The organism is Sphingobacterium olei (assembly GCF_005048855.1).
GTDB lineage: Bacteria > Bacteroidota > Bacteroidia > Sphingobacteriales > Sphingobacteriaceae > Sphingobacterium > Sphingobacterium olei.
In genome coordinates, this window is the sequence record NZ_SUME01000001.1 from 56078 (window position 1) to 82944 (window position 26867).

Annotated in this window: 14 protein-coding genes; 10 read left to right on the forward strand and 4 right to left on the reverse strand. The window is 42.5% G+C overall.

Annotation, left to right across the window (positions count from 1 at the left end; genetic code table 11):
• Positions 1–29 precede the first annotated feature (29 nt).
• The 4 genes from FAZ15_RS00290 to FAZ15_RS00305 all read right to left on the reverse strand — a co-directional run bounded on the left by FAZ15_RS00290 (position 30) and on the right by FAZ15_RS00305 (position 8075).
• Positions 30–1694 (reverse strand): M1 family metallopeptidase, encoded by a 1665-nt coding sequence (locus FAZ15_RS00290; RefSeq protein WP_136898993.1) that lies wholly within the window; start codon positions 1692–1694, stop codon positions 30–32.
• Positions 1695–1700: 6 nt separating this feature from the next.
• Positions 1701–3869: a S9 family peptidase gene (locus FAZ15_RS00295; RefSeq protein WP_136898995.1), complete on the reverse strand. Its 2169-nt coding sequence runs from the start codon at positions 3867–3869 to the stop codon at positions 1701–1703.
• A 4-nt stretch (positions 3870–3873) separates the two neighbouring features.
• A complete protein-coding gene (locus FAZ15_RS00300; protein ID WP_136898997.1) occupies positions 3874–5256 on the reverse strand; it encodes an aminopeptidase P family protein in 1383 nt (460 codons plus the stop codon).
• Positions 5257–5345: 89 nt separating this feature from the next.
• Positions 5346–8075 (reverse strand): DUF5695 domain-containing protein, encoded by a 2730-nt coding sequence (locus FAZ15_RS00305; RefSeq protein ID WP_136898999.1) that lies wholly within the window; start codon positions 8073–8075, stop codon positions 5346–5348.
• Positions 8076–8364: 289 nt separating this feature from the next.
• Here FAZ15_RS00305 and FAZ15_RS00310 point away from each other — a divergent pair, with 289 nt between their 5' ends.
• From FAZ15_RS00310 to FAZ15_RS00355, 10 genes are all read left to right on the forward strand, one after another.
• Positions 8365–9228, forward strand: coding sequence for an AraC family transcriptional regulator (locus FAZ15_RS00310; RefSeq protein WP_136899001.1), 864 nt, complete (start codon positions 8365–8367; stop codon positions 9226–9228).
• Positions 9229–9357: 129 nt separating this feature from the next.
• Complete coding sequence (locus FAZ15_RS00315; RefSeq protein WP_136899003.1) at positions 9358–10260, forward strand: dihydrodipicolinate synthase family protein; 903 nt, start codon at positions 9358–9360, stop codon at positions 10258–10260.
• A gap of 88 nt (positions 10261–10348) precedes the next feature.
• Positions 10349–11833: an aldehyde dehydrogenase (NADP(+)) gene (locus FAZ15_RS00320; RefSeq protein ID WP_136899005.1), complete on the forward strand. Its 1485-nt coding sequence runs from the start codon at positions 10349–10351 to the stop codon at positions 11831–11833.
• A 26-nt stretch (positions 11834–11859) separates the two neighbouring features.
• Entirely contained in the window at positions 11860–12861 is a 1002-nt protein-coding gene (locus tag FAZ15_RS00325; RefSeq protein ID WP_136899007.1) for a 4-hydroxyproline epimerase, read from the forward strand.
• 17 nt (positions 12862–12878) lie between these two features.
• Entirely contained in the window at positions 12879–14141 is a 1263-nt protein-coding gene (locus FAZ15_RS00330) for an NAD(P)/FAD-dependent oxidoreductase (protein ID WP_136899009.1), read from the forward strand.
• Positions 14142–14159: 18 nt separating this feature from the next.
• Entirely contained in the window at positions 14160–15932 is a 1773-nt protein-coding gene (locus tag FAZ15_RS00335) for a DUF885 family protein (protein ID WP_202912276.1), read from the forward strand.
• Between the two features lie 17 nt (positions 15933–15949).
• Positions 15950–17368, forward strand: coding sequence for an APC family permease (locus tag FAZ15_RS00340; protein ID WP_136899011.1), 1419 nt, complete (start codon positions 15950–15952; stop codon positions 17366–17368).
• Between the two features lie 70 nt (positions 17369–17438).
• The gene (locus tag FAZ15_RS00345; protein ID WP_136899013.1) at positions 17439–19673 is read left to right on the forward strand and encodes a S9 family peptidase; all 2235 of its coding nucleotides are present in this window, start codon (positions 17439–17441) and stop codon (positions 19671–19673) included.
• Between the two features lie 675 nt (positions 19674–20348).
• Positions 20349–23411, forward strand: a complete 3063-nt coding sequence (locus FAZ15_RS00350) for a beta-L-arabinofuranosidase domain-containing protein (RefSeq protein ID WP_136899015.1) — start codon at positions 20349–20351, stop codon at positions 23409–23411.
• A gap of 14 nt (positions 23412–23425) precedes the next feature.
• Complete coding sequence (locus FAZ15_RS00355; protein ID WP_136899017.1) at positions 23426–26836, forward strand: family 43 glycosylhydrolase; 3411 nt, start codon at positions 23426–23428, stop codon at positions 26834–26836.
• Positions 26837–26867 lie beyond the last annotated feature (31 nt).

Here is a 26867-nt window from a genome sequence, read left to right on the forward strand (position 1 = left end):
CTATATTGGAAAACGCTTTTATTGGTCATTTATTGCACTAAAACGCCGATATAATAATTATAGGTGTCTATTTCTAAATTTTCTTTTGTCAGTCCTGGAATGGTTACACGTTTAAACGAATTCGTAAGGTTTATAAGCTGTTTTTTATTCCCTTTTGTCCCGATGTGAATCGACATATTAAATCCTTCAACCTCGCTGACCCATCTTCCAAATGGTTGACCAGAATTGTCAAAAGTAATCTCTAACGTAGGGATACTTGTGTTTTTAACATACTGCTCGAATATACTAGAAAAATCAATACCCGCTTCTTTGGAGATATAGGTTACTATATCGTGATAATCGACTTGGCTATGGTAAAATTTTTCATTTAAACCTCTCAGGATACTTCTCCATTTATCGTCATTATCGATGATCGTACGAACCATATTATGCAATACACCTCCTTTGATATACATATCTCCAGAGCCTTCCTTGTTAACCTTGTATGGTCCCTGAAGTGGTTTATCATTTAGTATTCCAGGTCTATTCCCATGAACATAGGCTTGACTAGCTTCTTTTCCATAGAAATAATCAATAAATAGTGCTTCAGAATAATTTGTGAAACTTTCGTGAATCCACATATCCGCTAAATCGGCCGCCGTAATATTATTGCCAAACCATTCATGTCCTGATTCATGTACGACAATAAAATCCCATTTTTTACCCCAGCCCGTATTTGAACCGTCGCGTCCCAGATATCCATTTTGATATTTGTTGCCATACGCTATCGCACTCTGATGCTCCATTCCCAAATGGGCTGTTTCGACAATCTTATATCCATCTTCGTAAAAGGGATAAGAGCCGAACCAATGTTCAAATGCTTTTAAGGTTTCCCGTACATTCTTTTTCAAATGACTTACCTTTTCCTGTTGATTATTTTCTCGTAATATGTAATAATCTACATCCAAACTTCCCTTTTCACCTGTGTAGACTTCGCTGAAATGTATATAATCGCCAATGTTTAATGCAACATTATAATTGTTGATGGGGTTGATTACTTTCCAGTGGTACGTTTTGTAACCATCGGAGCTGTTTTCAACGCCAACCAACCGTCCATTTGAAACATTGATAAGATCTTTTGGCACCGATACCGAGATCAACATGCTATCTACTTCATCCGATTGATGATCCTTGTTGGGCCACCATACGCTCGCTCCCAAGCCTTGGCAAGCCGTAGCAACGAAAGGTTTGCCGTTGCTGTCTTTTTTCCAGTCAAAGCCACCATCCCAGGGTGCCCTCGTGGCTTGAATGGGATTTCCGGAATAGTAAACGGTAAAGGAGTCTACTTTACCTTTTTCTATGGTACTTGGAAATTCTATAAATACAGCATTGAATGCTCTGCTAAAAGGGAGTACTTTCCCCGCGTATTCTACTTTATCAACGGACAAGTTGTCGAACAAATCAAACTGAAGTTTAGTAAAATCATCTACTGCCCGAAACCGGAATAAATTCGAACCCGAAATGAATTTATTGTCGATATCGACCTCTACATCTAAGTGGTAATATTGAATATCATAGCAGGTACGTAGTGGTGTTAATTCACCACGAAGGGAATCGGCCCGGCTGAAGATTTCTTTGGCTTTCATAAACTGCGCTTGACCAGGAGCTAGGTAGCAGATCCATAGTGATAGGGTAAGATATAATAATCTTTTCATGGTTTTTTATCTAGCGCCTGGAGGGCAGTGTTGTTTTAAGAAAGTCGTAAATAGGTTACTTAAGTGCGCGCTGGTACCTTCTCCTTCACTAATGGAATGGCTCCGATTAGGATAGGCCATCATTTGGAACGGGATGTTGTATTTGATGAGCTCATTAATATATACTTCTGCGTTTTGGTAATGTACGTTATCATCTCCTGTACCGTGGATCAATAATAGATTTCCTTGGATATTTTTTGCATAGGTAAGGGCAGACCCGTTTATGAAATCCGCTTTATTCTCTTGAGGTAACCCCATATAACGCTCTTGATAGATATTGTCATAAAGTAGTTGGTTGGTGACTGGAGCAATGGATATACCTGTTTGATAAATTTCAGGATACTGACCCAAGAGATTAAGCGTAGATGCTCCTCCTCCGCTCCATCCCCATACAGCAACACGGGTGGTGTCTACATAGTCCCATTTGAATACTTCCTTGGCACCCATAGCCTGATCTCGGATATTGATGATGCCGACCTTTCTGTAAATAGACTTACGCCATTCGCGTCCTTTGGGAGCAGGTGTACCTCTATTTTCCAACGATACATATAGGTAACCATCGTCAGCCATACTTCCATTATATAGGCGATTCTTGCCGGTATAGAAATTGTCGGTGACGGTCTGCATGGCTGGCTCACCGTATACAAAGAATACAATAGGGTATTTTTTTGTTGGATCAAAATTCTTCGGTTTCATTACCCATCCGTCCAGTTCTATGCCGTCACATGTGGTTACACTGAAAAATTCAGCTTTTGGTACCGAAGAGTCTGCAGAGAAAGATCTTTGCGAAGGTACGATTTCGTTGTGTTCAGGTAAGGAAACCACAGCGCCTGACGCCATATAAGCGGTGCCGCTGATTTGAAATTGCGCAATTTTTCCATTTGGAGAAATTTCGTAACTCGTTGTTCCGGTAAAGGATGTTGGCGTAATCCGGATGGCTTTTCCGCCATTTAGATCCATCCGATATAAGTACTTCTGCGTAGCCTGATTTGGCGATGCTGAAAAGTAAATTGTTCTATTTTTAAGATCTAAAAGATCTATTTGAATAATATCGAATGCATCTTTGCTGAGGAGTGTTTCTTTGCCCTGCAGATTTATTTTGTATAGTTGCCTATATCCTCCTTTCTCAGAAACCCATATAAAAGCTTTTCCATCATCAATCCAATCCCATCCGCTGGGATCTCCATTGTTCCATCTCGCCTTGATATCAATCCAAGTTGAATCTTCTTCGGTATGGATCGTACGGCTTTTGCCCGTCCTCGCGTCTGCAAGGATAATCTTGCTGCTATTTTGTTTTCGATTTAATTGTTGGAGAATAATCGATTCGGAATCTAATACCCATTCCATTCGCGGAATATAATGTTGAACTTCATCTCCATTGACCTGTGCTTTTACCGCGTGTTTCTGTTTTATATCGTAAAGCCATATAGTAGTTCCCGAAGGATCAAGACCCACTTTCGGATACTCTACGGGAATGGTGTACGAATAAAGGCTGTCTGTATTGTTGATCATCAAAAAATTACGCGTATTGCGGGCGTCTTGTTTCCAATATGCAATTTTGTGCCCATCGGGAGACCAGCGAAAACCATCCTTTGTACCAAATTCCTCTTCGTAAGCCCAGTCAAAGGTACCATTGATAAGACGATCGGTGCCATCATCCGTGACCTGTTCGTATTGCCATGAGAACATATCTTCTATGTAGATGTTGTTTTTGGAAACATAGGCTACCTTTGTGCCGTCGGGAGAAAATTTAGCAAACATCAGAGAAGCCCTAGGAAGTCCTTTTCCTAATTGGGTTAATTTGTTGTCATCTCTGTCGAATACCCAATAATCGCCTCGCGTATTCTCTCGCCACACACGTTGTGTGTTGGTGAATAGCAACAGTTTTTTTCCATTGGACGAAATCTGAAAACTCTGTACAGCCAAAGGTTTGGTAGCGCCTTGGGGAATTAATAATGCAGCAGGCAAAAAAGTATCTGTTATCGTGTTTGAACGGACATCATATACCTGAATGCCATTGTTTTCAGAGAATTGATATATGCCGTTTCCATCTTCGGTCCATTGCAACTGTGCTATTGTTGAAAAGGGAAAGATGAAAAGATATATTATAAGTGTAAGTAAGGGGACTTTTATCATTTTCTTAAAGGGATTTTTGTCTAAGGGTGTAAATTTCTTGTACTTCTCGTTCCAGGTAGTTACCTATTCTGCGGTATCCAGTAGGAGTGACTACGTAGTTGTCTTCAATCCGTATCCCTCCGAAATTTTGGTGCCGCATTAATTTGTCATAGTTCACAAAATCTGTAAACATTTTATTGGCTTTACATTGATCAATGAGTTCGGGTATGATATAGATACCGGGTTCTACCGTAAGTACATTGCCTGGTTCAAGTGCTTTGCCTAGGCGCAGTGATTTTAATCCAAATAACGTTGTATTCTTTGGTTCGTCGTCTGTATACCCTACATATTGCTCGCCTAAGTCTTCCATGTCGTGCACATCCAGTCCCATCATATGACCTAAGCCACACTGGAAGAATAACGTATGTGCATTGTTGGCAACAGCTTCTTTTGGATTTCCTTTCATAAATCCGAGTTGTATCAGCCCGCCCACCAATTCTTCACAGGTCTCGTAATAGATGTCTATAAACTTTTTACCGGGTTGGAGTAAACTTTCTCCTTTTTTTAACGCATTTAATACGATAGCGTAAATGTCCTCCTGAAGGGGTGTAAATCGCTGATCGACAGGGTAAGTCCGTGTTAAATCTGAACAATAGCCAAGTGAGGTTTCAACACCCGAATCGTTGAGTACCATATCCCCGATTTGTAAGGTGTTTTGCTGATAATGATTGTGCAATATTGCACCACGTTTGGTTACGATCGGTGGATAGGAGAAAATAGTTTCGTGATTTTGTGCATAATATTGGATAGCATTTGTGATCTCATACTCTTTGAAGCCTGGCTTTGTGATTTCTATCGCCATTCTGTGCATGTCCACAGCTACATTTACTGCTTTTTCAATCTCTTGAAGTTCAAAATCCTGCTTGATATTTCTTTGTTTTGCAATTGCACGTAGCAATACGGTAGATGGAGCCAATTGTTGTATAGAAATACCAAAGAGGTCTTGTAGCAATATTTTGTTATGCGATTGATAAGGGGGTAAATAATGTATGCTGCGGTTTGATTTTCGGATGTAATCATACAGTTTTTCAAAAGGCTGAATTTCGGTAATATCGGATAACTCGGCCTTTTCGCGCAGGGTAGCCAGTCTGCCCATCCATACAACGTCGTCGATAGTCATTTCATTGCCAAATAAGATGGTCTTGCGCTCATCGATGTCAATTATAGCAGCCAATCGCGGCGTCTGAATGCCGATGTAGTACAAAAAAGTACTGTCTTGTCTGAATGGATAGGTGTTGTGCTCAAAATTGATTGGATTGTCGATATTTCCCAAGAATAGGACCATGCCATTGGCTATCGAGCTGCTCAGTATATTTCGACGTTCGGTATAAGTTTGTGACGGAAACATTTTTTTATATTTTATTTTCTGATTGAAGCTAAATAAAAAAATGCGAAGTTGAAAACCAACTCCACATTAAACCAATTGATGATAATCGATTATATTTTTTTATTCAGTTTTACTTTTAAGGTAGAGCTCGGAATTTTGTACCGTCCCAGTTGATCTTTTTCAAATCCTTCTATGGTGTACCCACTTTCCGCATTGAGATTGATCAGTGTGTAAGGAGCAATTTTTGCTTGTTGGTCACTCAGGGTCAACTCTACCGTTCTAGATTTGGTGTCATAAGAAAAATATGCGATTTCTCCCGCGTCTAAAGTAGTGTACAGATTTTCTTCTGCTAGGAATATACGCCCACGGGAAGCTGTTTTTACTTCCACCTCGATTTTATTTTTAACCTTTTTGAGGTTTCCGCTAAAAGCCAACCAATCAAACTCGGGATGTTTGATGATATAGGTACCCGAATTTACCGCATAACCATAGAATCCGCAGCCATAGTCGCCAGATATACCATCATTGGCCAATGTCGAAGGGAAGGAATGGAAGGCACCCGGAGCAAATCCCTCTTCAGTAACATTGGCTAAAGCACCCAATGTGCCGGCGTGCCCCACGCGCAATAGATGAAAATCTGTCGGTGTGTCGCGGTAGGCAGTCAGGACGGGGATCGCATTGAGAGCAGAACCATAATGGTGAAGCTGTCTTTCTATACGTGACAGTTTACCGCCGTATACGAAATCCCAATAACGGCGCGCGCTGCCATTGTAACCCCAATGTGGGACCGTCGGATCATAGGCAAGTATCGCATTTAAGGTCACTTCCGCTTTTTCATCAATCCCAAAGTATCTCGACCACATATATACCTCTTCCTGTCCTGTCGAGTCCCATGGCATTTCGCTACCAAATGGATATTTCAAAGCCTTCCAGTGTTGTGCACGTTTTAACATTGCTGCCTCTAACTGTGATGCCGCATCTGTCAAACCTTCCCTTTTTAGATCTTGTAAAATAAGGAGAAATATACTTCCCTCCATTTGTCCGAACTGTGCGTAATATGGCGCTTTTTCTATCATAGCTATGGTCGTTCGGAATGCCCTGTCCAAGTAAGTTTGCCAGCTTTCTTCCTGTACCAGTTGATTGTAGTTTCTAGCTAGTCTATACATTACCCAGTGTGCTGCTGCGACATGAGGGTAATTATAAGAACGACCCATATTATCGGCCTCTTTTTTAGGCCATGCTGCCCAGGTTTTATAATTGATGCTATCACTATACGTTCCCTTAGGCATAGAATCGGGTTCGTAATAGAATAGACTTTTAACAACACCATATTTCGTATCACCTTCTGTCTTTTGGATTTTTCCATACATGGTCTCGTGGACAAAGCGCTTCATTTTGTCTATTTCATTTCTGTTGGGTTGAACGATTTGTTTCATCATGGCGGCCAACCAACTGGCGGCTCCGGCTTCGTCGCTCAACCCTGAAAACCAGGCGTTCTGCGATTGGGTAAGGTGTTGTTTAGTCTCATAATCGTAGGTGATTACGGATGGTGCGCGAAGAAAGGGATCGTTTTTGTCGTCGAACCACTGCACTGTGGTTAAAAAATTACCGAGGCTATTGACCACATCTTTTTCCGGTTGGATTACTTTATAGTGAATGGTCTGTTCACTACCATCCTTGTAGGTTAGCGTAAGGCGAGCACGTCCCCATTTGTTGCCTGTTACTTCAAAAGCAGACCATTTGTTTTTGGTGCTTTTGTCCTTGTTGATGGTGAGGGCTCCGTCAGGATAAACGGATATTTTTGCTATTTTCTGTGTGTGTTTTAAAAATAGTTTTGCCGGAGCATCCAATGGTACTAAATATCCGGGAGCACCAATAGCTACGGGTCTGTTGTGGGCCTGTAAAGTGTTCTCAATTTCTTTGATACCGGGCGCTAATACAAAACGTAATGCATAAGTTTTGGTTTCTCCGGGCTTTAGTATTGTGGAGGTTGGTGTATTCCATTGTTCTACACCCTTCCAATCCGTCTCTGCATAGGCCTTACTGTGTACCATCCATTCGTGAAACCCTTCAAACGTGATACTCTTTGGAGTAGGGTCCGTCAGGAGCGGATTATAGGCTTCAAAACCACTGTTTTTTTCCGGTAGTACGAGTAAACTGGATCCTTTGCCGTGCAGGTGGTTGACTTGCAAGTATCCGGCATCCTTACCGATGTAAGGGTCATAAAAGACGTTTTGCGCGTGTGCCTGTTCCAGGTTTTTCCAGTCCATATTATTGTTGAAGGGTAAAGGGATACCCAATGAACCAATTTCGTAAACTTCATTGGTGGTGTTTACCAATTGAAATTTCAGGATTAAGTCTCCATTCTCATTCTCCCAGGAGCGTAAGACTTGCAAAGGAGCTCCATTCATGGTGGACGTGATATCTGCCGAGTAAAGTGTATTTCCGTTAGAGGTAATCGCGGTTACATCTTTACGATTTTCCGCAGAAGAGTAGAGTGTCCATTTCTCGGATGAAGTCGGCCTGATGTGTATATTGATGTCTCCAAAATGGAAAAATTTATTTCGGTCTCTTTTGTCTAATAGTTCGGTAACGGTATAGTCGAATGTATCGTCTCCGTCAAGCGGCTTAAGTGATGCCAACGTTTGTGAACTGTTTAGTAGTTCAATTTTTAGGCTATTCAGATTAAAGGATTTTTTTCCTTTATCGATGCCTAAGGTTGCAGGTTGCTTCTTTGTCGCAGTCCATACCGGATGCTCATTTTGTTGAGCTGCAACGTGAGAACTCCAACACAGGATGGCACTGAGTAAAATAATAGATATTTTGTTTAGTCTATTCATAACTGTTACAATTTTTCTTGGATTAGTTATAGTTTAATTTACATACTTTTCCCTAATTGGACAGACTTCCAATCAGACCATTCGTTGTTCCGTAGCGCGAAAAAGAATAAAGAACAACTGGTTGTTATTTTACAAAGATGCTTTTATTACATAAAGTTTATTTACCCAATTTTAACAAGAGACGTGCATTTTTTAGCATGTTTTGATTTTGTCTTGCGTATGACGCGATTTAATTATTATATTGGACGTAGATTTTAATCTGTTTGTGTAAAACCTAATTTACGACACTATGAAGCCAATTCATTATAATGTACCCGTTCCTAAAGATAGGACGCTGTTTGTACAGGAAGACATTCTGGAGCGATTTTACCCTCATATGCATAGACATGAGGAATATCAATTGATCTGGATCGTAGAGGGTACCGGTCAGTTGCTGGTTGAGGACAGTTTGCACAATTTTAAAAAAGACGATATTTTTTTGTTAGGCTCTAATCAGCCTCACGTTTTTAAAAATGAGCAAGTTGGTGGTTTCGCTCGGTCAGTGTCCGTTTTCTTTAATGTAAAGGGGCGTCTAGCAGGTATGCTTGATCTGCCGGAGTTAGGGGTGTTGTTAGATTTTATCAGTAACAATCAGAGGGGATTCCGTGTGCCAAATACGTATTTGAGCCAAGTGCGTAGACGGATTGAGATTTTAAAAAAATCCGATCATATGGATCAGTTAATAAATTTTTTCTATTTGCTAAAGGCTTTGAATAGTGTGTCGAGTCAATTGAAGCCACTTTCTGGCGCTTCCTTCGTAGAGAATGAACCGACTACCACTATTCGTATCAATAAGCTATGCCGGTATATCGATGAACATTTTAAGGACAATATCGCACTAAGCGAAGTTGCTGAACAAGCACATCTTACACCCCAGGCATTTTGTAGATTCTTTAAAAAAAGTACAGGTAAAACCTTTGTATCCTATTTAAATGACATACGTGTACGGGAAGCTTGTCGTTTGTTGGGGACAGGTACGTATGATTGCATATCTACAGTGGCTTACTTATGTGGTTTCAACAGTATAACTAACTTTAACCGGGTGTTTCGCAATGTAATCGGCGAATCGCCTAAAGAATATGTGAACAAATATATTACATTGCTATATCAATAGGTGTGGCGATTTTGTGGTGTTCATACTCCTCAATAGGTTAAAATCCTGTTGTTACTTATTAAAAGGTGGTTAGAAGGTGGTTTTGATTGTATTTATATTTGAAATTATAAAATACAATTGACGATAAATATGAAAAAACTAGACTGGAATGGAATTTATCCTGCTGTTTTGACCCCTTTTACAGCGAATGGTGATATTGATTATGACATGTTTGCCAAAAATACCGAAGCACAGATAGCTGCCGGAATTCATGGTATTATCATAGCAGGTTCATTAGGAGACGCAGCTGTATTGGAAACAGAAGAGAAGTTTGAGTTGTTGTCTTATGCAGTAGAGTTAGTCGGCGGCAGGGTTCCTGTAATTTTGAATATTGCGGAGAATACAACTAGAAATGCGGTTAGTTTTGCCTTGAAAGCAAAAGAGCTCGGTGCCGATGGTTTGATGCTACTGCCTCCTATGCGATACAGGGCAGACGATCGCGAGGTTGTGGAATACTTTAAATCGGTTGCTGTGGCTACGGATCTGCCTATTCTGATTTACAATAACCCGGTCGACTATGGTACATTGGTGTCTTTAGATATGTTCGAAGAAATGGAATCATGTCCTACCATTCAGGCTGTAAAAGAATCGACTCGCGACCTGGCAAACGTAACCCGTATGAAAAATCGCTTCGGAGATCGTTATAAAGTTTTAGGTGGTGTAGATACCATCTGTTTAGAAACATTGTTCTTAGGTGCTGATGGCTTAGTGGCAGGTTTAGTAGATGCATTCCCAAATGAAACCGTCGCATTATATAATTATTCCAAATCGGGAGACATTGATAAAGCAGTCGAAATTTACCGTTGGTTCATGCCATTACTGGAATTAGATATTCATCCTAAATTAATTCAATATATCAAATTGGCAGCTACCGCTGAAGGGATCAGTACACCGCACGTGCGTGCACCGCGACTACCCTTGATCGGTGAAGAGGCTGATCGTATCAACAAAATAATTGCTGATGGTATCGCCACTCGCCCGAAATTAAGTTAAGATCTCGATGGTCTATAATTTACGGTGCTGTAGGCGATTGGTGGATACCTGTCGCCTATAGTTCGTTTTAAATAAACACGAAATAATAATGAATCAACCAAAAGTATATTTAGAAGGATTGGTCAACTTAGCTAGTGAAGCATTTCAATTTTTAAAATCGACGACCATCGCCGAACGCGCCGCTTTTATGCACGCTGTGGCGGACAAGATTGAATTATTGGGACAAGAGCTATTGGATACCGCACATTGCGAAACGGCACTGCCTTTGCCTCGTCTTACGGGCGAAAAAGCGCGTACTATAGGACAGTGGCGATCTTATGCCAATGCGGTAGCTTCTGGGATCTATACCGAAGCCCGTATTGATCTGGCCGATCCTGAAAAAGGTAAAAGTGATATACGTAAATTGAGTACAGGTATTGGACCCGTTGTGGTTTTTGGTGCCAGTAATTTTCCTTTTGCTTTTTCGACAGCAGGAGGCGATACCGCCAGCGCAATAGGTGCCGGATGTTCGGTCATCGTTAAAGGACACCCTGCTCATCCTAAAACCTCTACTATTATGGCAGACGCGATCACAGCGACTGTGAAAGATTTTGGGTGGCCCGAAGGTGTATTTGCTCATTTTCTGGGTAATAACGTAGAGGGTACGGATATCATGGTCGGGGCCTACCTAACCGCGCATCCGGCAGTGAAGGCGGTAGGTTTTACCGGTTCATACAGGGGAGGAAAGGCCTTATTTGATATTGCCAATCAACGTGAAGAGCCTATTCCGGTCTTTGCAGAAATGGGAAGTGTTAATCCGGTATTTGCGTTTACAAATGTCTTAAATGAGAGAGCGGAAACTTTGGCGAAGGAATACGCCACTTCGTTGACAATGGGTGTAGGGCAATTCTGTACGAATCCAGGTGTTTTTATCGGCGTCAAAGGCGATGGTCTGGATCGTTTCAAAAAGGCACTGGAAATAGAAATTTTCAGTATTGTACCAGCAACGATGTTGAACCCGGGTATTTACACGGCTTTTGAGAAAAATAAAACTGCATTAAGTACACAAGGGGGAGTTGCCGTTCTTTCAGAATCAGCGACGGAATCAACCGAAGGTCAAGGACGACCTAAAGTTGTCATGACCTCGGCAAAAAGCTTTATCGCTAATCCGATGTTGAGTGAAGAGGTTTTCGGGCCGTTTGGCGTAGTGGTAGAAGCAGAAGACTATGAGGAAGTATTGGTAATCGCGCAACAGTTGAAAGGACAATTGACGATTACCTTGGCCGCAACAAAAGAAGATGTTCGAGCCCATGAGGATATTTTCAATGTTGTCAAAGATAAAGCAGGACGTCTGTTGTTCAACGGTATGCCTACCGGTGTTGAAGTGGTGTATGCCATGCAACACGGTGGCCCTTTTCCATCGTGTACCGATCCGAGATTTACTTCAGTAGGTCCTGATGCGGTAAAACGTTTTGTACGTCCTTTGGCATTCCAAAACTGGCCGGATGAGTTCTTGCCCGCAGAATTGAAAAATGACAATAAACTCGGAATAACACGTATGGTGGATGGTGTCTCTACGACGACACGTATTTAAATCTATTTTGTACATCAAATTGATAAATGAAGAAAACATTTTTTTGTATTGACTCGCACACTTGCGGATGCCCCGTAAGGTTGGTGGCAGGAGGAGGTCCGGTATTGAAGGGTAATAGCATGATGGAGCGTCGTCTGCATTTTATGGCCGAGTACGACTGGATTCGAAAAGGGTTGATGTTCGAACCTCGAGGTCATGATATGATGAGCGGTAGTATTCTTTACCCGGCTACAGATCCCAACAATGATACCGGTGTACTATATATCGAAACAAGCGGATGTCTTCCGATGTGTGGTCATGGCACCATAGGCACGGCGACCATTGCCATTGAAGAGGGCTTGGTCATACCAAAAGTACCTGGTAAACTTCGGTTGGAAACTCCTGCAGGATTGATTTTGATTGATTATGTTCAAGAAGATAAGAAGGTCAAAACCGTGAAATTGACGAATGTAAAATCCTTTTTATATCAAGAGGGGTTGACGGTAAGCTGTCCGGATCTTGGCGAAATGATTGTCGATGTCGCTTATGGGGGGAATTTTTACGCCATTATCGATCCGCAAAAAAACTTTGAAGATATCCGTTCATTTTCAGCGAGCCAGCTGATTCATTATGGTAAAATAATTCGTGGACTCCTGAATGATAAATATGAGTTCTTGCATCCGGAGGACGAAAATATCTATGGTTTAAGCCATATTCAGTGGACCGGGAAGCCGACGAAATCAGATTCTACTGGTAGAAATGCGGTATTGGTGGGCGAGAATGCACTCGATCGTTCACCATGTGGCACAGGAACCTCGGCACGTATGGCGCAATGGTATGCAAAAGGAAAATTAAAAGAAGGTGAGGAGTTTATCCACGAGAGCTACATCGGGTCACAGTTTATCGGCCGAGTAGAATCTGCAGCAGGCGAGGTAGATGGTATACCTGCTATCATTCCATCTGTCGAAGGCTGGGCAAGGATTACAGGGTATAATCATATCATTATAGACGATGACGATCCCTATTGGTTAGGGTTTCAGGTGATGTAATTTAAATAGAAGATAACGTGTCAATACAGAATAAAGGAAAAATTATAATCATCGGTGCAGGTATCGCAGGACTGAGTTCGGCATTTTACCTAGTAAATGATGGCTGGCAAGTAGAGGTATTGGAGCAAAATGATTTAGGAAATAGCTGTTCATACGGCAATGCCGGCATGATTGTTCCCAGTCACTTTACACCATTGGCAGCACCAGGAGTGGTGACACAAGGTATCCGCTGGATGTTTGATAGTAAAAGCCCATTTTACGTCAAGCCTACGTTGGCCAGTATCTCTTGGGGATTGAAATTCTTAAAGCATTCCAATCAGGCTCATGTAGATCGATCCGCTGCAAACTTGCGTGATTTGCATCTCGCAAGTAGTAAATTATTTAACCAGTGGGCCACATTAGATGGTTTTGATTTCGAACTGACTCAAAAAGGTATTTTAATGTTATTCAAAACGGAGAAATTGGGTCATGAGGAAGCCGAGTTGGCGCATACCGCGCGGGGTCTAGGGCTGGATGTGGATGTGTTGGATCAACAGGCTACCCAAGCTTTGGAACCCAATGCCGAGCTGGATGTTTTGGGTGCCGTTCATTACAAATGTGACGGACACCTGTATCCGCAAAAATTGATGGCCAATCTCATTCAGTATCTACAAAACAAAGGCGTGGTGATTCATACCCGACATACGGTGTCCGAGATAGAAGTTGCGAATCATCAGGTGAAAGCACTTGTCGCCAATGATAAGAAGTTCGCTGCTGATAAATTTGTCATGACAGGTGGTTCTTGGTTGCCGCAGTTGGCAAAGAAAGCAGGGCTGCGTGTTTCATTGATGCCGGGTAAGGGCTATTCGTTCATGCACACACCTGTTGATGACAGCAGAGGTTTGATTCACTCGGCGTTATTGCTGGAAGCGCGTGTTGCGGTCACGCCGATGAACGGACAGATCCGCTTCGGAGGTACGATGGAATTAGCTCCATTCAACAATAAAGTGAACATAAACCGTGTGGAAGGTATTGTTCGTGCTGTTCCGGATTATCTCCCTGATTTCAAGATGGATATTCCCAAGGTCAAAAATATATGGTATGGCTACAGACCTTGTTCTCCGGATGGACTGCCTTATTTGGGAGCAACAAAAAAACTAGATAACTTAATTATCGCTGGAGGTACTGGCATGATGGGATTGAGCTTAGGTCCTATCGTGGGACATACTGTCGCAGAGATCGCAAACGAACAAAAAATATCGGTCAATATCTCGCAATACAGCCCCGACCGTTTTCAATAAGCAAAAGGAAACCAAATTATGAAGAACAGGAAACATCAAAAAGTAAAGACATTTATTAGGATCGGAACACTTTGTTTGGTGACTTCAATTTCCAACGCACAGAACATGGACTTATACGAACACACGACGCCTATCGAGCCTTATATTATCAGGTATGATAGCGATTTGAAAGCTGTTAATTATTTTTATGGTCCTATGCCCAAGGGGTGGAACTTTCGAGAAAATGCAGCACCATCACCGGAGCAGATAGACCGGCTTTTAGCCGTTGACGAAGACTACATTTCCAAATTAGAAGAGTTTGATTATGGAAAACTCCATACAAATGGACAAGTTGACTTCATCTTGTTGAATCGAAAAATAAAAAAGCACCAAGAAGAGCTTAAAAGGAGTTTAGCGACCTACAATAGACTGGAGTCTTATCTACCCTTTGCCGAAATTATTCTGAAGCTCGAGCAGACACGTCGAAGAGGTCATGCCGTAGTAGGGAAAGAGGTAGCCACTTCATTTGAGCAGGCCAGTGCTTTAATCAAACGTGAAATAGCAGGTTTAGAAGGAAAGCCAGCGATGGAACCAAATGATGTTAAATATTTGGCTGATTTGGTTGCATCACTTCAAAAGCGATTAACGAGTTCCTTTGATTTTTACAATGGTTACGATCCAATGTTTACTTGGTGGGTACCCAAATCGTATGAGACCCTACAAGATAATCTTGTGCTATATAAAGCGGCTATTGAAGCGAAAGGCGACTGGAAAGTGTTTGATGATGGTAGTAATATAGGAGGGCAACCGATTGGTAAGACTGCTATGAACAGTATGCTGCGTGATGAAATGATCGCGTACAACACAGATGAACTGTTGAAAATAGCCGATAAAGAATGGCAATGGTGCGTTTCCGAATTATTGAAGGCCTCTCGTGAGATGGGGTTTGGGGATGATTGGAAGGCTGCCCAGGAGAAAGTGAAAAATAGTTATGTTCCCGAAGGAGGACAACCAGACTTGATTAATGAACTCTATGATCGTGCACAATCTTTTATCAAAACCAATAAGTTGATGAATATCCCATCTCTAGCAGATGAGACTTGGGGCATGGTCATGATGACACCGGAGCGACAGTTGGTGAATCCTTTCTTTACCGGCGGGCGAGAGATCAGTATTTCGTATCCGACAAATACAATGACCTACGATCAAAAGATGATGAGTATGCGCGGCAACAATCCTCACTTTTCGTTGGGAACGGTGCAGCACGAACTAAATCCTGGGCATCATTTGCAATATTTTATGAATCAACGCTATAAGCCGTACCGCGAACAAAATTTCAACACACCGTTTTGGACCGAAGGATGGACACTGTACTGGGAGTTGTTGTTATACAGGATGGGCTTTGCAAAGACACCGGAAGAACGTATTGGTGTTCTATTCTGGCGTATGCACCGTTGTGCACGGATTATATTCAGTATCAAGTTCCATTCCGGGGAATGGACACCCCAGCAGTGTATAGATTATTTGGTCGATCAGGTAGGTCATGAGCCCGCAAATGCACACGGTGAAGTGAAGCGTTCGTTCGAAGGCTCTTATGATCCATTGTACCAATTGGCGTATATGATTGGAGGTTTACAATTGTTGAGTATCAGTGACGAATTGGTGGGTAGTGGGAAGATGACCTACGAAGATTTTCATGACCGTGTGATTAAAGAAAATTACATGCCGATGGAAATGCTGAGAGCGATCCTGACCAATCAAAAATTGGAACCAAATCATCAGTCAAAATGGAAATTTTACAACTTTAACTAAGTCAGATCCTCTAAATTATGAATAAAATTAATAATCAAGAGTTTAAAAAATCGCTGGGCTTGCTTGATGCTACGATGTTGGTGGCAGGCAGTATGATCGGATCCGGGATATTTATCGTATCTTCTGATATCGCCCGTAATACGGGGTCAGCCGGATGGTTGATGATCGTGTGGCTTATTAGTGGATTTATGACCTTGGCAGCAGCTTTGAGCTATGGCGAACTAAGTGCTATGTTCCCGAGAGCCGGAGGTCAATATATTTACCTTAAGGAAGCTTATGGCCCGTTGGTCAGTTTTACGTTCGGATGGACTTTCTTTGCTGTTATCCAGACAGCTACTATTGCAGCGGTAGGGGTTGCGTTTTCTAAATTTACTGCTTATTTATTTCCCGTATTGGATGAAGACGTATTTTTATTGACCGTTGGGGATTATCATATTTCTTCTGCACAAGTGTTGGCCATTGCCGTCATTCTGTTATTGACCTTTATCAATACACGAGGTGTTCAAAATGGTAAAACATTGCAGACCACGCTGACGTTAATCAAGATTTTGAGTTTAGTGCTACTGGTACTATTTGGTTTTTACGCTTTTGACGGTGCGATCTGGGAGCAGAATTGGGCTGTGGAAAACAGATGGAATCTTCACCGGTTAAATGCAGATGGTAGCACGGATAACTATTATTTTCTGGGCGCTATGGGTGCTGTGTCGGCAGCTCTGGTAGGTGCGCTATTTAGCAGTGACTCGTGGCATGCATCTTCCGCGGTAGCCGGAGAGATCAAAAATCCACAACGAAATATTGGATTAAGTCTGGCGTTGGGAACAATTATCGTTACGGTGATTTACTTGTTGACCAACTTGATGTATACCGGTGTGCTGAGCATGCAGGAGATGGCAAGTGCGCCCAAAGATCGTGTAGCTATGGTAGCGGCACAGGAAATTTTTGGTCCGGTCGGGATTAGTATTTTAGCCATCATGATTATGGTCAGCACCTTTGGATGTAATAATGGATTGATATTAGCCGGGGCTCGGATTTATTATTCGATGGCACAAGACGGGTTGTTTTTTAAGAAAACAGCAAGCCTGAATAAGAATGCAGTGCCAGGATACGCATTGTGGCTTCAGGGAATAATAGCCTCGCTTTGGTGCTTAACGGGGCGTTATGGCGATTTGCTCGATATGATTACTTGTGTTGTGGTTATATTCTATGTACTGTGTGTCGTTGGTATATTTATTCTTCGGGTAAAGCGTCCAGATGTGCCCCGTCCGTATAAAGCTTTCGGGTACCCGATTATACCGGCTCTATATATTTTGACGGCCGTATTGTTTATCGTTTTACTGGTCATCTACAAACCACAGTTTACCTGGCCCGGCATTATTATTACCCTGATGGGGATTCCGTTGTATTATTTCGTGAAACGAAGAAATATGCAGGAATAAGGTCTTCTTTAGAAATTATAAGAACAAACAATTACAACATAGCGCTCATCAGCCATTAAAAAGAAAATAGATGAAATTAAAATTTACAGGTGTTCTATTGATGCTTTTCCAGTTGTCGGGCATGGCACAAGGAACCATAGAAGATTATAAGCGGGCAAAGGAAATTCGTAGCACGTTCAATCAGGTATATCACGTGCCACAGCATATTGTATGGTCCGAAGATGGAAATAGCTTTTCGTATCGCATCTCGTCCAAAGAGCATAAGGATATTTTGTATCTGATCGATGCCGTTGCCAAGAAGAAGACCGCGGTCGATGTGGTAGAGATCGCTAAGCAAATGTCTACTCTCCTAGCTCAGGAGGTAACGCTCCAAACCATTCCGGATCGCGGTTTAAAAGTGATGCGTGCAAATGAATTGGAGTTCATTGAACGAAACAGCAAGTGGAAGTGGAACACGATAGAAAACAAGCTTACCAAAATTGGTGAGGCGAGCGGTCAAAATTTTGAGCGTAGAGGAGGATATTGGGGTGTGCGCGGTGATGATAGCAAAGGAGATCCTGTTGAATCGCCGGACAAACTCCATACAGCGTACATTAAAAATAGTAACGTGTATACTGCTAAGGCAGGGGATCCCAAGAGTGAAAAGCAATTGACCTTTGACGGAAGTCCGGGAGAATATTATACAGCCCGTATCCAATGGTCGGGTGATTCCAGAAAAATAGTAGTATCTAAAATCCGTAAAGCGGAAATTAGACAATTGACACTGTTGGAGTCTTCTCCAACAGATCAATTGCAACCTAAGCTACAGACAAGGGATTATGTAAAACCGGGAGATGCCCTGCCGCAGTACTATCCCGCCGTTATTGATGTGGAGGATGGACAGATTTTTCGGATCGATCCGACACAGGTTTCGGATCAATTTTCGTTATCGAATATCGCCTGGCGTCCGGATAACTCTGCCATCACCTTTGAATATAATCAACGTGGGCACCAACGTTACGATATTTTGGAGCTTAGTGCCGTCAATGGACAGACTAAACCCCTAATTTCTGAAGTGAGCCCCAGTTTTATTGACTACAGCGGAAAAAAGTATAGAAAGGATATGGACAATACATCGGAAATCATCTGGGCGTCCGAACGCGATGGTTGGAACCATCTGTATCTTTTTGATGCCAGCAACGGTGCTTTGAAAAATCAGGTCACAAAAGGAAATTGGGTCGTACGTAAGGTCATCCATGCCGACGAAGACAATCGAAAGGTAATTTTTGAAGCCAGTGGTATGAAAAAAGGAGAAGATCCCTATTTGATCCGTTATTATACCATAGGGTTTGATGGAAAGGGACTGAAGGAGTTGACTCCCGAGACTGCCAATCATCAAGCTACGTTCAATAAAAATCATACACTTTTTGTAGATGTATTTTCACGTGTAGATCAAGCTCCTCAAGCAGTTTTACGTACGACAGATGGCCGTACGATTATGGATCTGGAGCAAGCAGATATTACCGATTTAGAGGCTACAGGTTGGAAAGCACCAGAAGTATTTGCTTCGACTGGTAGAGATGGTAAAACGGATATCTGGGGTATCATCGTCCGTCCTAAGAATTTTGATTCCAACAAGAAGTACCCGGTTATCGAATATATCTATGCCGGCCCGCACAGTTCGTTTGTCCCAAAATCTTTTTATGCAAACCCTTCAGGTATGTACGAATTGGCAGAGCTTGGTTTTGTTGTGGTACAGATCGACGGAATGGGAACCTCTAACCGCTCAAAAGATTTTCATGATGTGGCCTGGAAAAATCTGAAAGATGCAGGTTTCCCCGATAGAATAGCCTGGATGAAAGCAGCAGCTCAAGCGTATCCCTATATGGACATCGATCGTGTTGGGATATATGGCACTTCGGCAGGAGGACAGTCTTCTACTGGAGCATTGCTTTTTCACCCCGAATTCTATAAGGTAGGTGTTTCATCTTGTGGTTGCCATGACAATCGTATGGATAAGATCTGGTGGAATGAGCAATGGATGGGGACTGTTGGTAAACACTACGAAGAATGTTCAAATGTAGAAAATGCCTCCCGCCTTGAAGGTAAGTTGATGTTGATCGTAGGAGAACTTGATGATAACGTAGATCCTTCGTCAACATACCAATTGGTTAATCAATTGATCAAAAACGGAAAGGATCACGAATTTATCATGGTACCTGGGATGGGACATTCGTCAGGGGGCGACTACGGTGAAAAGAAACGTCGGGATTTCTTTGTGAAACACTTGCTGGGTGTAGAACCCCCTGCTTGGAATCAGTACTAGGGTGAAGAGGGGACAGGGGAGATGGCGTATAATTTTATGAAAATTAATATCCTTGGTCATCTCCAGCATGTGCCTGGAACGTCAAGGAAGAAGGGACTCTTTTAAATACAACAATGACGATGACGTGAAGGGGGGGGAATTCCGCCAAAATTCGTAAAGTCTTAAAAATTTTTTGGCGGGATTTTACCCCTTTTTTGGACGTACGGAGAAGGGTTGTCGGCTAAAAAAAAGTTTGTTTATTACATATTGAGGCCGATTTTTAAACTTAACAACTCTATTTCGGCGTTCAGGTAAACAGCCTTGCAAAGGTAAGTTACAGCTCTGTAAAATTGAATTGCAGCCCTGCAAAGGTAAGTTACAGTCCCTTAAAATTGGATTGATCGCCCGGAAGAGTTGTATTGTCATCGATATAGAGAGCAATAATTAGTTGAGATTAGGCAATATCCGTGCTATATGCGAAGATAAATGTCGCTAATTTAGTTCTTGAATAAGAATATATGAAATGTCCATGATTGGAAACCAACTATAGGAAGTTCATTGGTTCCACTAAAAATAAGCAAGAATCAATAAACACAAACACGAATGAAAATAACCGAGCTTGCGAGCTCACGAAATAACCTCGGAGCGCTCATGAATGCCATAAAATGAAATTATTAAATGAATAAATATTTACATATGAAAATGTGCAAAGTACTTATAAATATTATCCTGTCTGTTGTGTTTTTTACTGGTGGTGCTCTCAACGTTCGGGCACAAAGCGGGGATCAGATATTAGATGGTATAGGTGAAACCGGAATGATCGCCCGCTATATGTTGAACGGAGACCTCAAAGACTGGTCTCGGAATAACCTCCATGCTAAACATGCTACAGCCGCTAAATTTGTGGATGATAGTCGGTTTGGGAAAGTATTGTCACTTTCGGGCGCTCATGATGATTTTGTAACCATACCGGGAGATGCGTTGACAGATATGGAATCACTCAGTATATCTGGATGGATATACCTGCGTTCGGATAAGACAGGTCAGCATTTTTTTGATTTTGGTAAAAATATAGACACCCGGTTTTTTGCGGCTCCTGTCGGAACCACCAGTCAGAAGGGTTATCAGGCCTCGATCATTGCTGAGAAAAATGATGTAAAAGGAGCCGTATCGTCTGCTATCGAACTTAATAAGTGGGTTTACCTTACTGTTGTAGTCGATATCCCAGCCAAGGCGATCAGGATATACGTGGATGGTAAACCTGTCGGCGAAGCCGAGGATATTCCTCAAGAATTGACAGCAGTGTTCGGGCATTCCGCAACAGAACAAAATAAACTTTATATCGGGAAGTCCTTGTTGGCAGGAGATCCCAATCTGGATGCTTTGCTGCGTGATTTTCGCATATATCGTATTCCATTGACGCAGAATCAAATTTCCGGTATTTTAAGCAATGCTCAAGTAGGTGGAAACCTTCGTAGGGTTAACGTGAAGCCTACAGAAGAAGATTTACCCAGCTTTCCGCTCACACAGGCACAGTTGTACAATGCTTACCTAGTGGGGGTGTCTGATGTGGAAGTCGAGACAGAAATAGGGGAGTTGCCCAGATTGCCAAGTTTCGTAAACGGAACCTATAAAGAGGGGGTGGAAGGACCAAAAGTACGCGTATTGTGGCCGGCACCCACAGACAATAGCACTGTGCTGTCAGCAGGTCACTATACCATAACCGGTCGTGTGGCAGGTACAGACTTACAACCCAAAGCCATTGTCACAGTAAAAAGGTCTGGTAAATCAAGTGCACCAAATGTTAAACTACAGGAATTTCATTTAAGTCAGGTTTCGTTGGATGCCGATTCCCGCGATCAAGAAACCAAATTTATGGAAAACCGGGATAAGTTTATTAACACGTTGGCGAAAACCGATCCCAATTCTTTTTTGTACATGTTCCGCGATGTTTTTGGCCAGTCTCAGCCAGCGGACGCGAAGCCTTTAGGTGTGTGGGACAGCCAGGATACCAAGTTGCGCGGACATGCTACCGGACATTATCTCACGGCAATCGCGCAAGGGTATGCTAGTACGGGATACGATAAGATACTTCAAGACAACTTTGCCGCGAAAATGGACTATATGGTTAATACATTATACGAATTGGCCCAATTGTCCGGCAAACCCATCTCTGCAGGTGGGCAATCGGTGTCCGATCCCACAGCTGTGCCAATAGGTCCGGGGAAAACGGATTATGATTCGAATCTCAGTGCAGATAGCATTCGTACAGACTACTGGAATTGGGGGGTAGGCTATATCAGCGCTTATCCGCCGGATCAGTTTATCATGTTGGAAAAAGGAGCAAAGTACGGAGGTCAGAAAAATCAGGTGTGGGCACCTTACTATACGTTGCATAAAATTCTGGCAGGCTTGATTGATATTTATGAGGTAAGTGGTAACGAAAAAGCACTTGCAGTAGCTGTGGGGATGGGTGACTGGGTTCATGCCCGTTTGAGTCAGCTACCAAAGGAAACCTTGATCGCAATATGGAACACGTACATTGCCGGCGAGTTCGGAGGTATGAACGAAACGATGGCTCATCTATACCGTATTACCAAGAAAGATCACTACCTGAAGACAGCCCAACTTTTTGATAATATCGATATGTTCTTTGGTGATGCCCAGCATTCCAATGGATTGGCTAAAAATGTTGATACTTTTAGAGGTTTGCATGCCAATCAACATATCCCGCAGATTGTAGGTAGTATAGTAATGTATGATGTATCCAATCTGCCGGAATACTATAAGGTGGCCGACAATTTCTGGCACAAAGCCGTCAATGATTATATGTATAGTATCGGTGGAGTTGCGGGGGCACGCAATCCGGCCAATGCTGAAGTTTTTACAGCAGAGCCTGCTACATTGTACGAAAATGGTTTTTCCGCTGGCGGACAAAACGAAACCTGTGCCACCTACAATATGCTTAAACTGACCAGTAACCTATTTCTTTTCGATCAACGTGCCGAATATATGGATTATTATGAACGGGGTTTGTATAATCATATTTTAGCTTCAGTAGCCGAAGATAGTCCTGCAAATACCTATCATGTACCCTTAAGACCCGGTTCGATGAAACAATTTGGTAATCCGGATATGACTGGTTTTACCTGTTGCAATGGAACAGCAATTGAGAGTAGTACCAAGCTGCAAAATTCGATTTACTTTAAAAGCAAAGATAACAAAGCACTCTATGTCAACCTGTATGTGCCGTCTACCCTGAATTGGTCAGAGCGTAATGTGATCGTAGAGCAGACTACAAGTTTTCCGAAGCAAGACCATACGAAGCTAACGATCAAAGGGCGTGGAAAATTTGATGTACATGTGCGCGTGCCTAGTTGGGCAACTAAAGGATTCTTTGTGAAAATTAATGGAAAGAATCAGAAAGTAATAGCCGAACCGGGAAGTTACTTGAAATTGAACCGCAATTGGAAGAATGGTGATGTCATAGAATTGCAGATGCCTTTCCAATTTCATCTCGACCCGGTAATGGATCAGCAAAATGTAGCCAGTTTGTTCTATGGGCCAATATTGTTGGCTGCCCAAGAGCCGGAGGCAAGGAAAGATTGGCGTAAAATTACCTTAGATGCCAAAGATATCAGCAAGTCGATTCAAGGTGATCCTGAACAATTAAAATTTACCATTGATGGTGTTGATTTTAAACCTTTTTACGACACCTACGGACGTCATTCGGTTTATTTGGATGTTACCTTGAAATAAAAAGTAGATTCTTTATGAAGCAGATTTTTAAAGCCTTAATCTTATTACTGTGTAACTGCGTCAATTTGGCCCATGCACAGCAATTAAAGGAATACCAGCAACCTGGTCTCTTAAATCCTATCCTGCCAGGCTACTTTGCTGACCCAACCATAAAGAAGATCGGCGATACCTATTATATCTATGCTACTACCGATGGCAATGGTTGGGGGGCAGGACCATCGCAGGTATGGACATCTGAAGATTTTGTAAACTGGACTATCCAACCCATGAACTGGCCGAATACACACTGGTATTGGGCTCCGGATATGACCAAAGGCTATGACGGACGATATTATTTATATTATAGCCAGCCCGTAGAAATTTTCGGAGCGGTCTCCGATAGCCCGATAGGGCCATGGGAACCGCTGGCGCCCAACGACCAGTCTATTATTCCCAATTATATGATTCCGGGAGTCATTACCTTAGATGCACAGACATTTACCGATGACGACGGCAAAATGTATATGTACTGGGGGACTTGGGGTATCTATCCGGATCACGGATGTGCGGTAGGATTGCTGAATAAAGATATGAAGAGCTTTGAAAAAATCGAATTAATACCCAATACCGTAGCGAAAGATTTCTTTGAGGCTCCTTACGTATTCAAACGCAACGGAATTTATTATTTCATGTACTCATCCGGTCATTGTGAGGATCATTCTTATCGGGTACAGTATGCCAGAAGCAAGGTAGGCCCCATGGGGCCGTTCGAATATCCGGATCACAATCCTATTTTGGTCACCAATGCCGATGGTACGATTCACGGACCTGGGCATCATAGTATTTTAGAAGTTGATGGACGTTATTTTATTGTCTATCATAGGCACAATAATCCCCATTCGGGAGGAGGATTCCATCGGCAGCTCGCCATTGATGAATTATTTTTTACAGCAGATGGTGAGATTAAAAATGTTGTTCCAACGCATCAAGGTGTAAAAGATCTGTTGAAAACGACTTCTTATCCAGAAGATAAAGCCGTTGGCAAACCAGTAGAAGCTTCTTCTTATTATAACGAAGATTTCAGACCTTCTTTTGCTGCTGACGATAATAATGGAACGCTATGGAGAGCAAAAGAAAACCAGCAACCCGCTTGGTTGCGTGTCGATCTGGGCGTTGTTCAGGATGTACAGACGGTGGAAATTCAGTTTGAATACCCTACCTATGCTTATCAGTATACGCTCGAAACATCGGAAGATGGTGAGTATTGGACAACATTTGCTGATCAATCGGTAAACAATCGTTGGGCTAGTCCGGTACTGGAGCACGGTAAAGCAAAGGCACGCTATGTATGTTTGAAAATATGGAATACCCAACTGCCCGGGTTACCTCGTGGTGTCTGGAATATCAGTGTTTACAATGATCGATTAAAGAAAGAGACAATCTGGTCAGCACCACAGTCTATACCGTCAACAAAGCAGGTTTTAGGTAATTTGATCCATTTGCAGGCTTCGGATTATCGGGAGGGACAGCGACTATCGACGATTCAAAATAAGGGTTTGCTCGGTGAGGTGCTGAAGAGCGAACAACAGGTGCTGGTTAAGCAGTACCAAGGTAAGCAAGCTTTTTTCTTCGACGGTTCCGTTGCATTTCGCTCTACCTTTGGTGTACCGCAGTCCCTTGAAGGCAACAGTTCATACACGGTAGCCATGTGGGTCAACAATCCTACTGTGGAACGATTTGAGCAGGTGCTGGCTTGGTCCAAAGGAAACCAAGATATGACCAAGGCGGTATTTGGTGTAGGCAGTGATCCGCAAAGAGGTGCTGTTGTCCATGGTTCTTGGCCGGATTTGGGTTACAAAACCGTTCCGGTAGCAGATAAATGGCATTATGTGGTCATTGCCTTCGATGGCTATATAGAACGCATTTATGTGGACGGTGTCATGCAAAGCGAACAAAACCGTATGCTGTATGTCCGCGGTGGTGACGCGTTTATTGTCGGTGCGTCAGATTTATTGGATAATAACTTTAGTGGTTATTTGGCAGACTTAAAGGTTTATAATGAAAATGTACCCGTAGAGGTGATAAAAGATCGCTATGCGACGGAGTCCGAGACGGCCGGGTATTTATCGATACAAACGGATGACTTGGATCTGGGGCCGGTTACTCATTTACAAAATCACGGATCACTTAATGCGGCAGTTATTCCTATCGATGACGCTGTGGTGAAAGTTGCTGATCAGCGCACCGCTTTGAAAATAGAAAGACTTCAAGACCCTCTATTACAAGATATATTAGGTAAAGAGGACTATACGCTGGACTTCGATCTTTTTGATGGGAAAAAATGGAACCATTACTTGCTTGTTCGTCATCAAGGTAAGGCTACATGTTATGTAAATGGCGAATTGGGTAATTTAAAGGATTTGAAAAAGCTACTTGTGATAAAAGATCAGTCGATCTACTTTAAAGCATCTTTTCATTTTTTCAATGCTTATGAAGGAAGTTTTTCAGCAGATCGAGCTACGGCACGTTATCGTATTTGGGAGGAAAAATCAACGAGTAGCTTGGCAGTTTATACGCCGTCGTTGCTTATTGCACCACATTATATCAATGGTAAAGATGTTTTTGTGCAGGTCGATGAAGAGAAGAAGGGGGTGTTGTATTTGTTCTCTTGCGGCGAGATCAGCTCCGGCTGGATGAAACAGTCGTATTATCTTTTTGATAAAAAGGATATTGGTCCATCTATTCAGGTCCATGCCAAAGACGAGTTTGGTAATGTCAGCAAGATGCTGACAGCTACTGTGTCCGTAGTAAAACCCGCTCTTTTACCACCTGTGGACGTGAAAGAAACATTTACGCTGTCTGATGGGGAAATCCCGTTTTGGGATGGTTATCAGGTCAGTTCATACCTGGATAGTACGCAGACAGCTATTAGTCTGGATCAACAAATCTGGCGTATAGTATCAAAACATACCAAGTGGGGCAGTACTGACCTCATAGCTCCTTTTATCTACAAGGAACTAAAAGGTGATTTTACGATAGAGGTCAAGCTCAATGATGTAGCAGGATTGTCTAGCCAGACCCGCTCATCCAGCGAAGCCGGCATTATGATTCAGGATGTAGATAACCCGTCATCCTACATAAACAATACAATTTTGACCGGTTGGAACCTAGGCAATTTAGCGCGAAGCATTGGTCCCCGCATTCATCGGGAAGGAAATAACGGCACAGGGCTGGCATTCGATTCGTTCATTCAGATACAGCGGTCAGGGAAATATTTCTATCTGCGGTCTTCCAGAGACGGTAAGACGTGGACAGATCTACCGAACACTCCTTTTGTAAGGGACGATCTGGACGGGCGTACACTTAAAGTTGGCTTGTACCAGATCGCGACAAACAATCAGGAAGGGTTTGGAGAGTTCGGCGAGGTAAGGGTTTATGTTAGATAGCAGATACACGATATGAATTTAGCGGGAGTAA

What these genes read in the sequence shown, in the direction of transcription:
- FAZ15_RS00300 (WP_136898997.1), bottom strand. Translation starts at nt 5,256, where the DNA reads ATGTTTCCGTCACAAACTTATACCGAACGTCGAAATATACTGAGCAGC.
- FAZ15_RS00355 (WP_136899017.1), top strand. Translation starts at nt 23,426, where the DNA reads ATGAAGCAGATTTTTAAAGCCTTAATCTTATTACTGTGTAACTGCGTC.
- FAZ15_RS00305 (WP_136898999.1), bottom strand. Translation starts at nt 8,075, where the DNA reads ATGAATAGACTAAACAAAATATCTATTATTTTACTCAGTGCCATCCTG.
- FAZ15_RS00310 (WP_136899001.1), top strand. Translation starts at nt 8,365, where the DNA reads ATGAAGCCAATTCATTATAATGTACCCGTTCCTAAAGATAGGACGCTG.
- FAZ15_RS00315 (WP_136899003.1), top strand. Translation starts at nt 9,358, where the DNA reads ATGAAAAAACTAGACTGGAATGGAATTTATCCTGCTGTTTTGACCCCT.
- FAZ15_RS00325 (WP_136899007.1), top strand. Translation starts at nt 11,860, where the DNA reads ATGAAGAAAACATTTTTTTGTATTGACTCGCACACTTGCGGATGCCCC.
- FAZ15_RS00320 (WP_136899005.1), top strand. Translation starts at nt 10,349, where the DNA reads ATGAATCAACCAAAAGTATATTTAGAAGGATTGGTCAACTTAGCTAGT.
- FAZ15_RS00350 (WP_136899015.1), top strand. Translation starts at nt 20,349, where the DNA reads ATGAAAATGTGCAAAGTACTTATAAATATTATCCTGTCTGTTGTGTTT.
- FAZ15_RS00295 (WP_136898995.1), bottom strand. Translation starts at nt 3,869, where the DNA reads ATGATAAAAGTCCCCTTACTTACACTTATAATATATCTTTTCATCTTT.
- FAZ15_RS00335 (WP_202912276.1), top strand. Translation starts at nt 14,160, where the DNA reads ATGAAGAACAGGAAACATCAAAAAGTAAAGACATTTATTAGGATCGGA.
- FAZ15_RS00290 (WP_136898993.1), bottom strand. Translation starts at nt 1,694, where the DNA reads ATGAAAAGATTATTATATCTTACCCTATCACTATGGATCTGCTACCTA.
- FAZ15_RS00345 (WP_136899013.1), top strand. Translation starts at nt 17,439, where the DNA reads ATGAAATTAAAATTTACAGGTGTTCTATTGATGCTTTTCCAGTTGTCG.
- FAZ15_RS00340 (WP_136899011.1), top strand. Translation starts at nt 15,950, where the DNA reads ATGAATAAAATTAATAATCAAGAGTTTAAAAAATCGCTGGGCTTGCTT.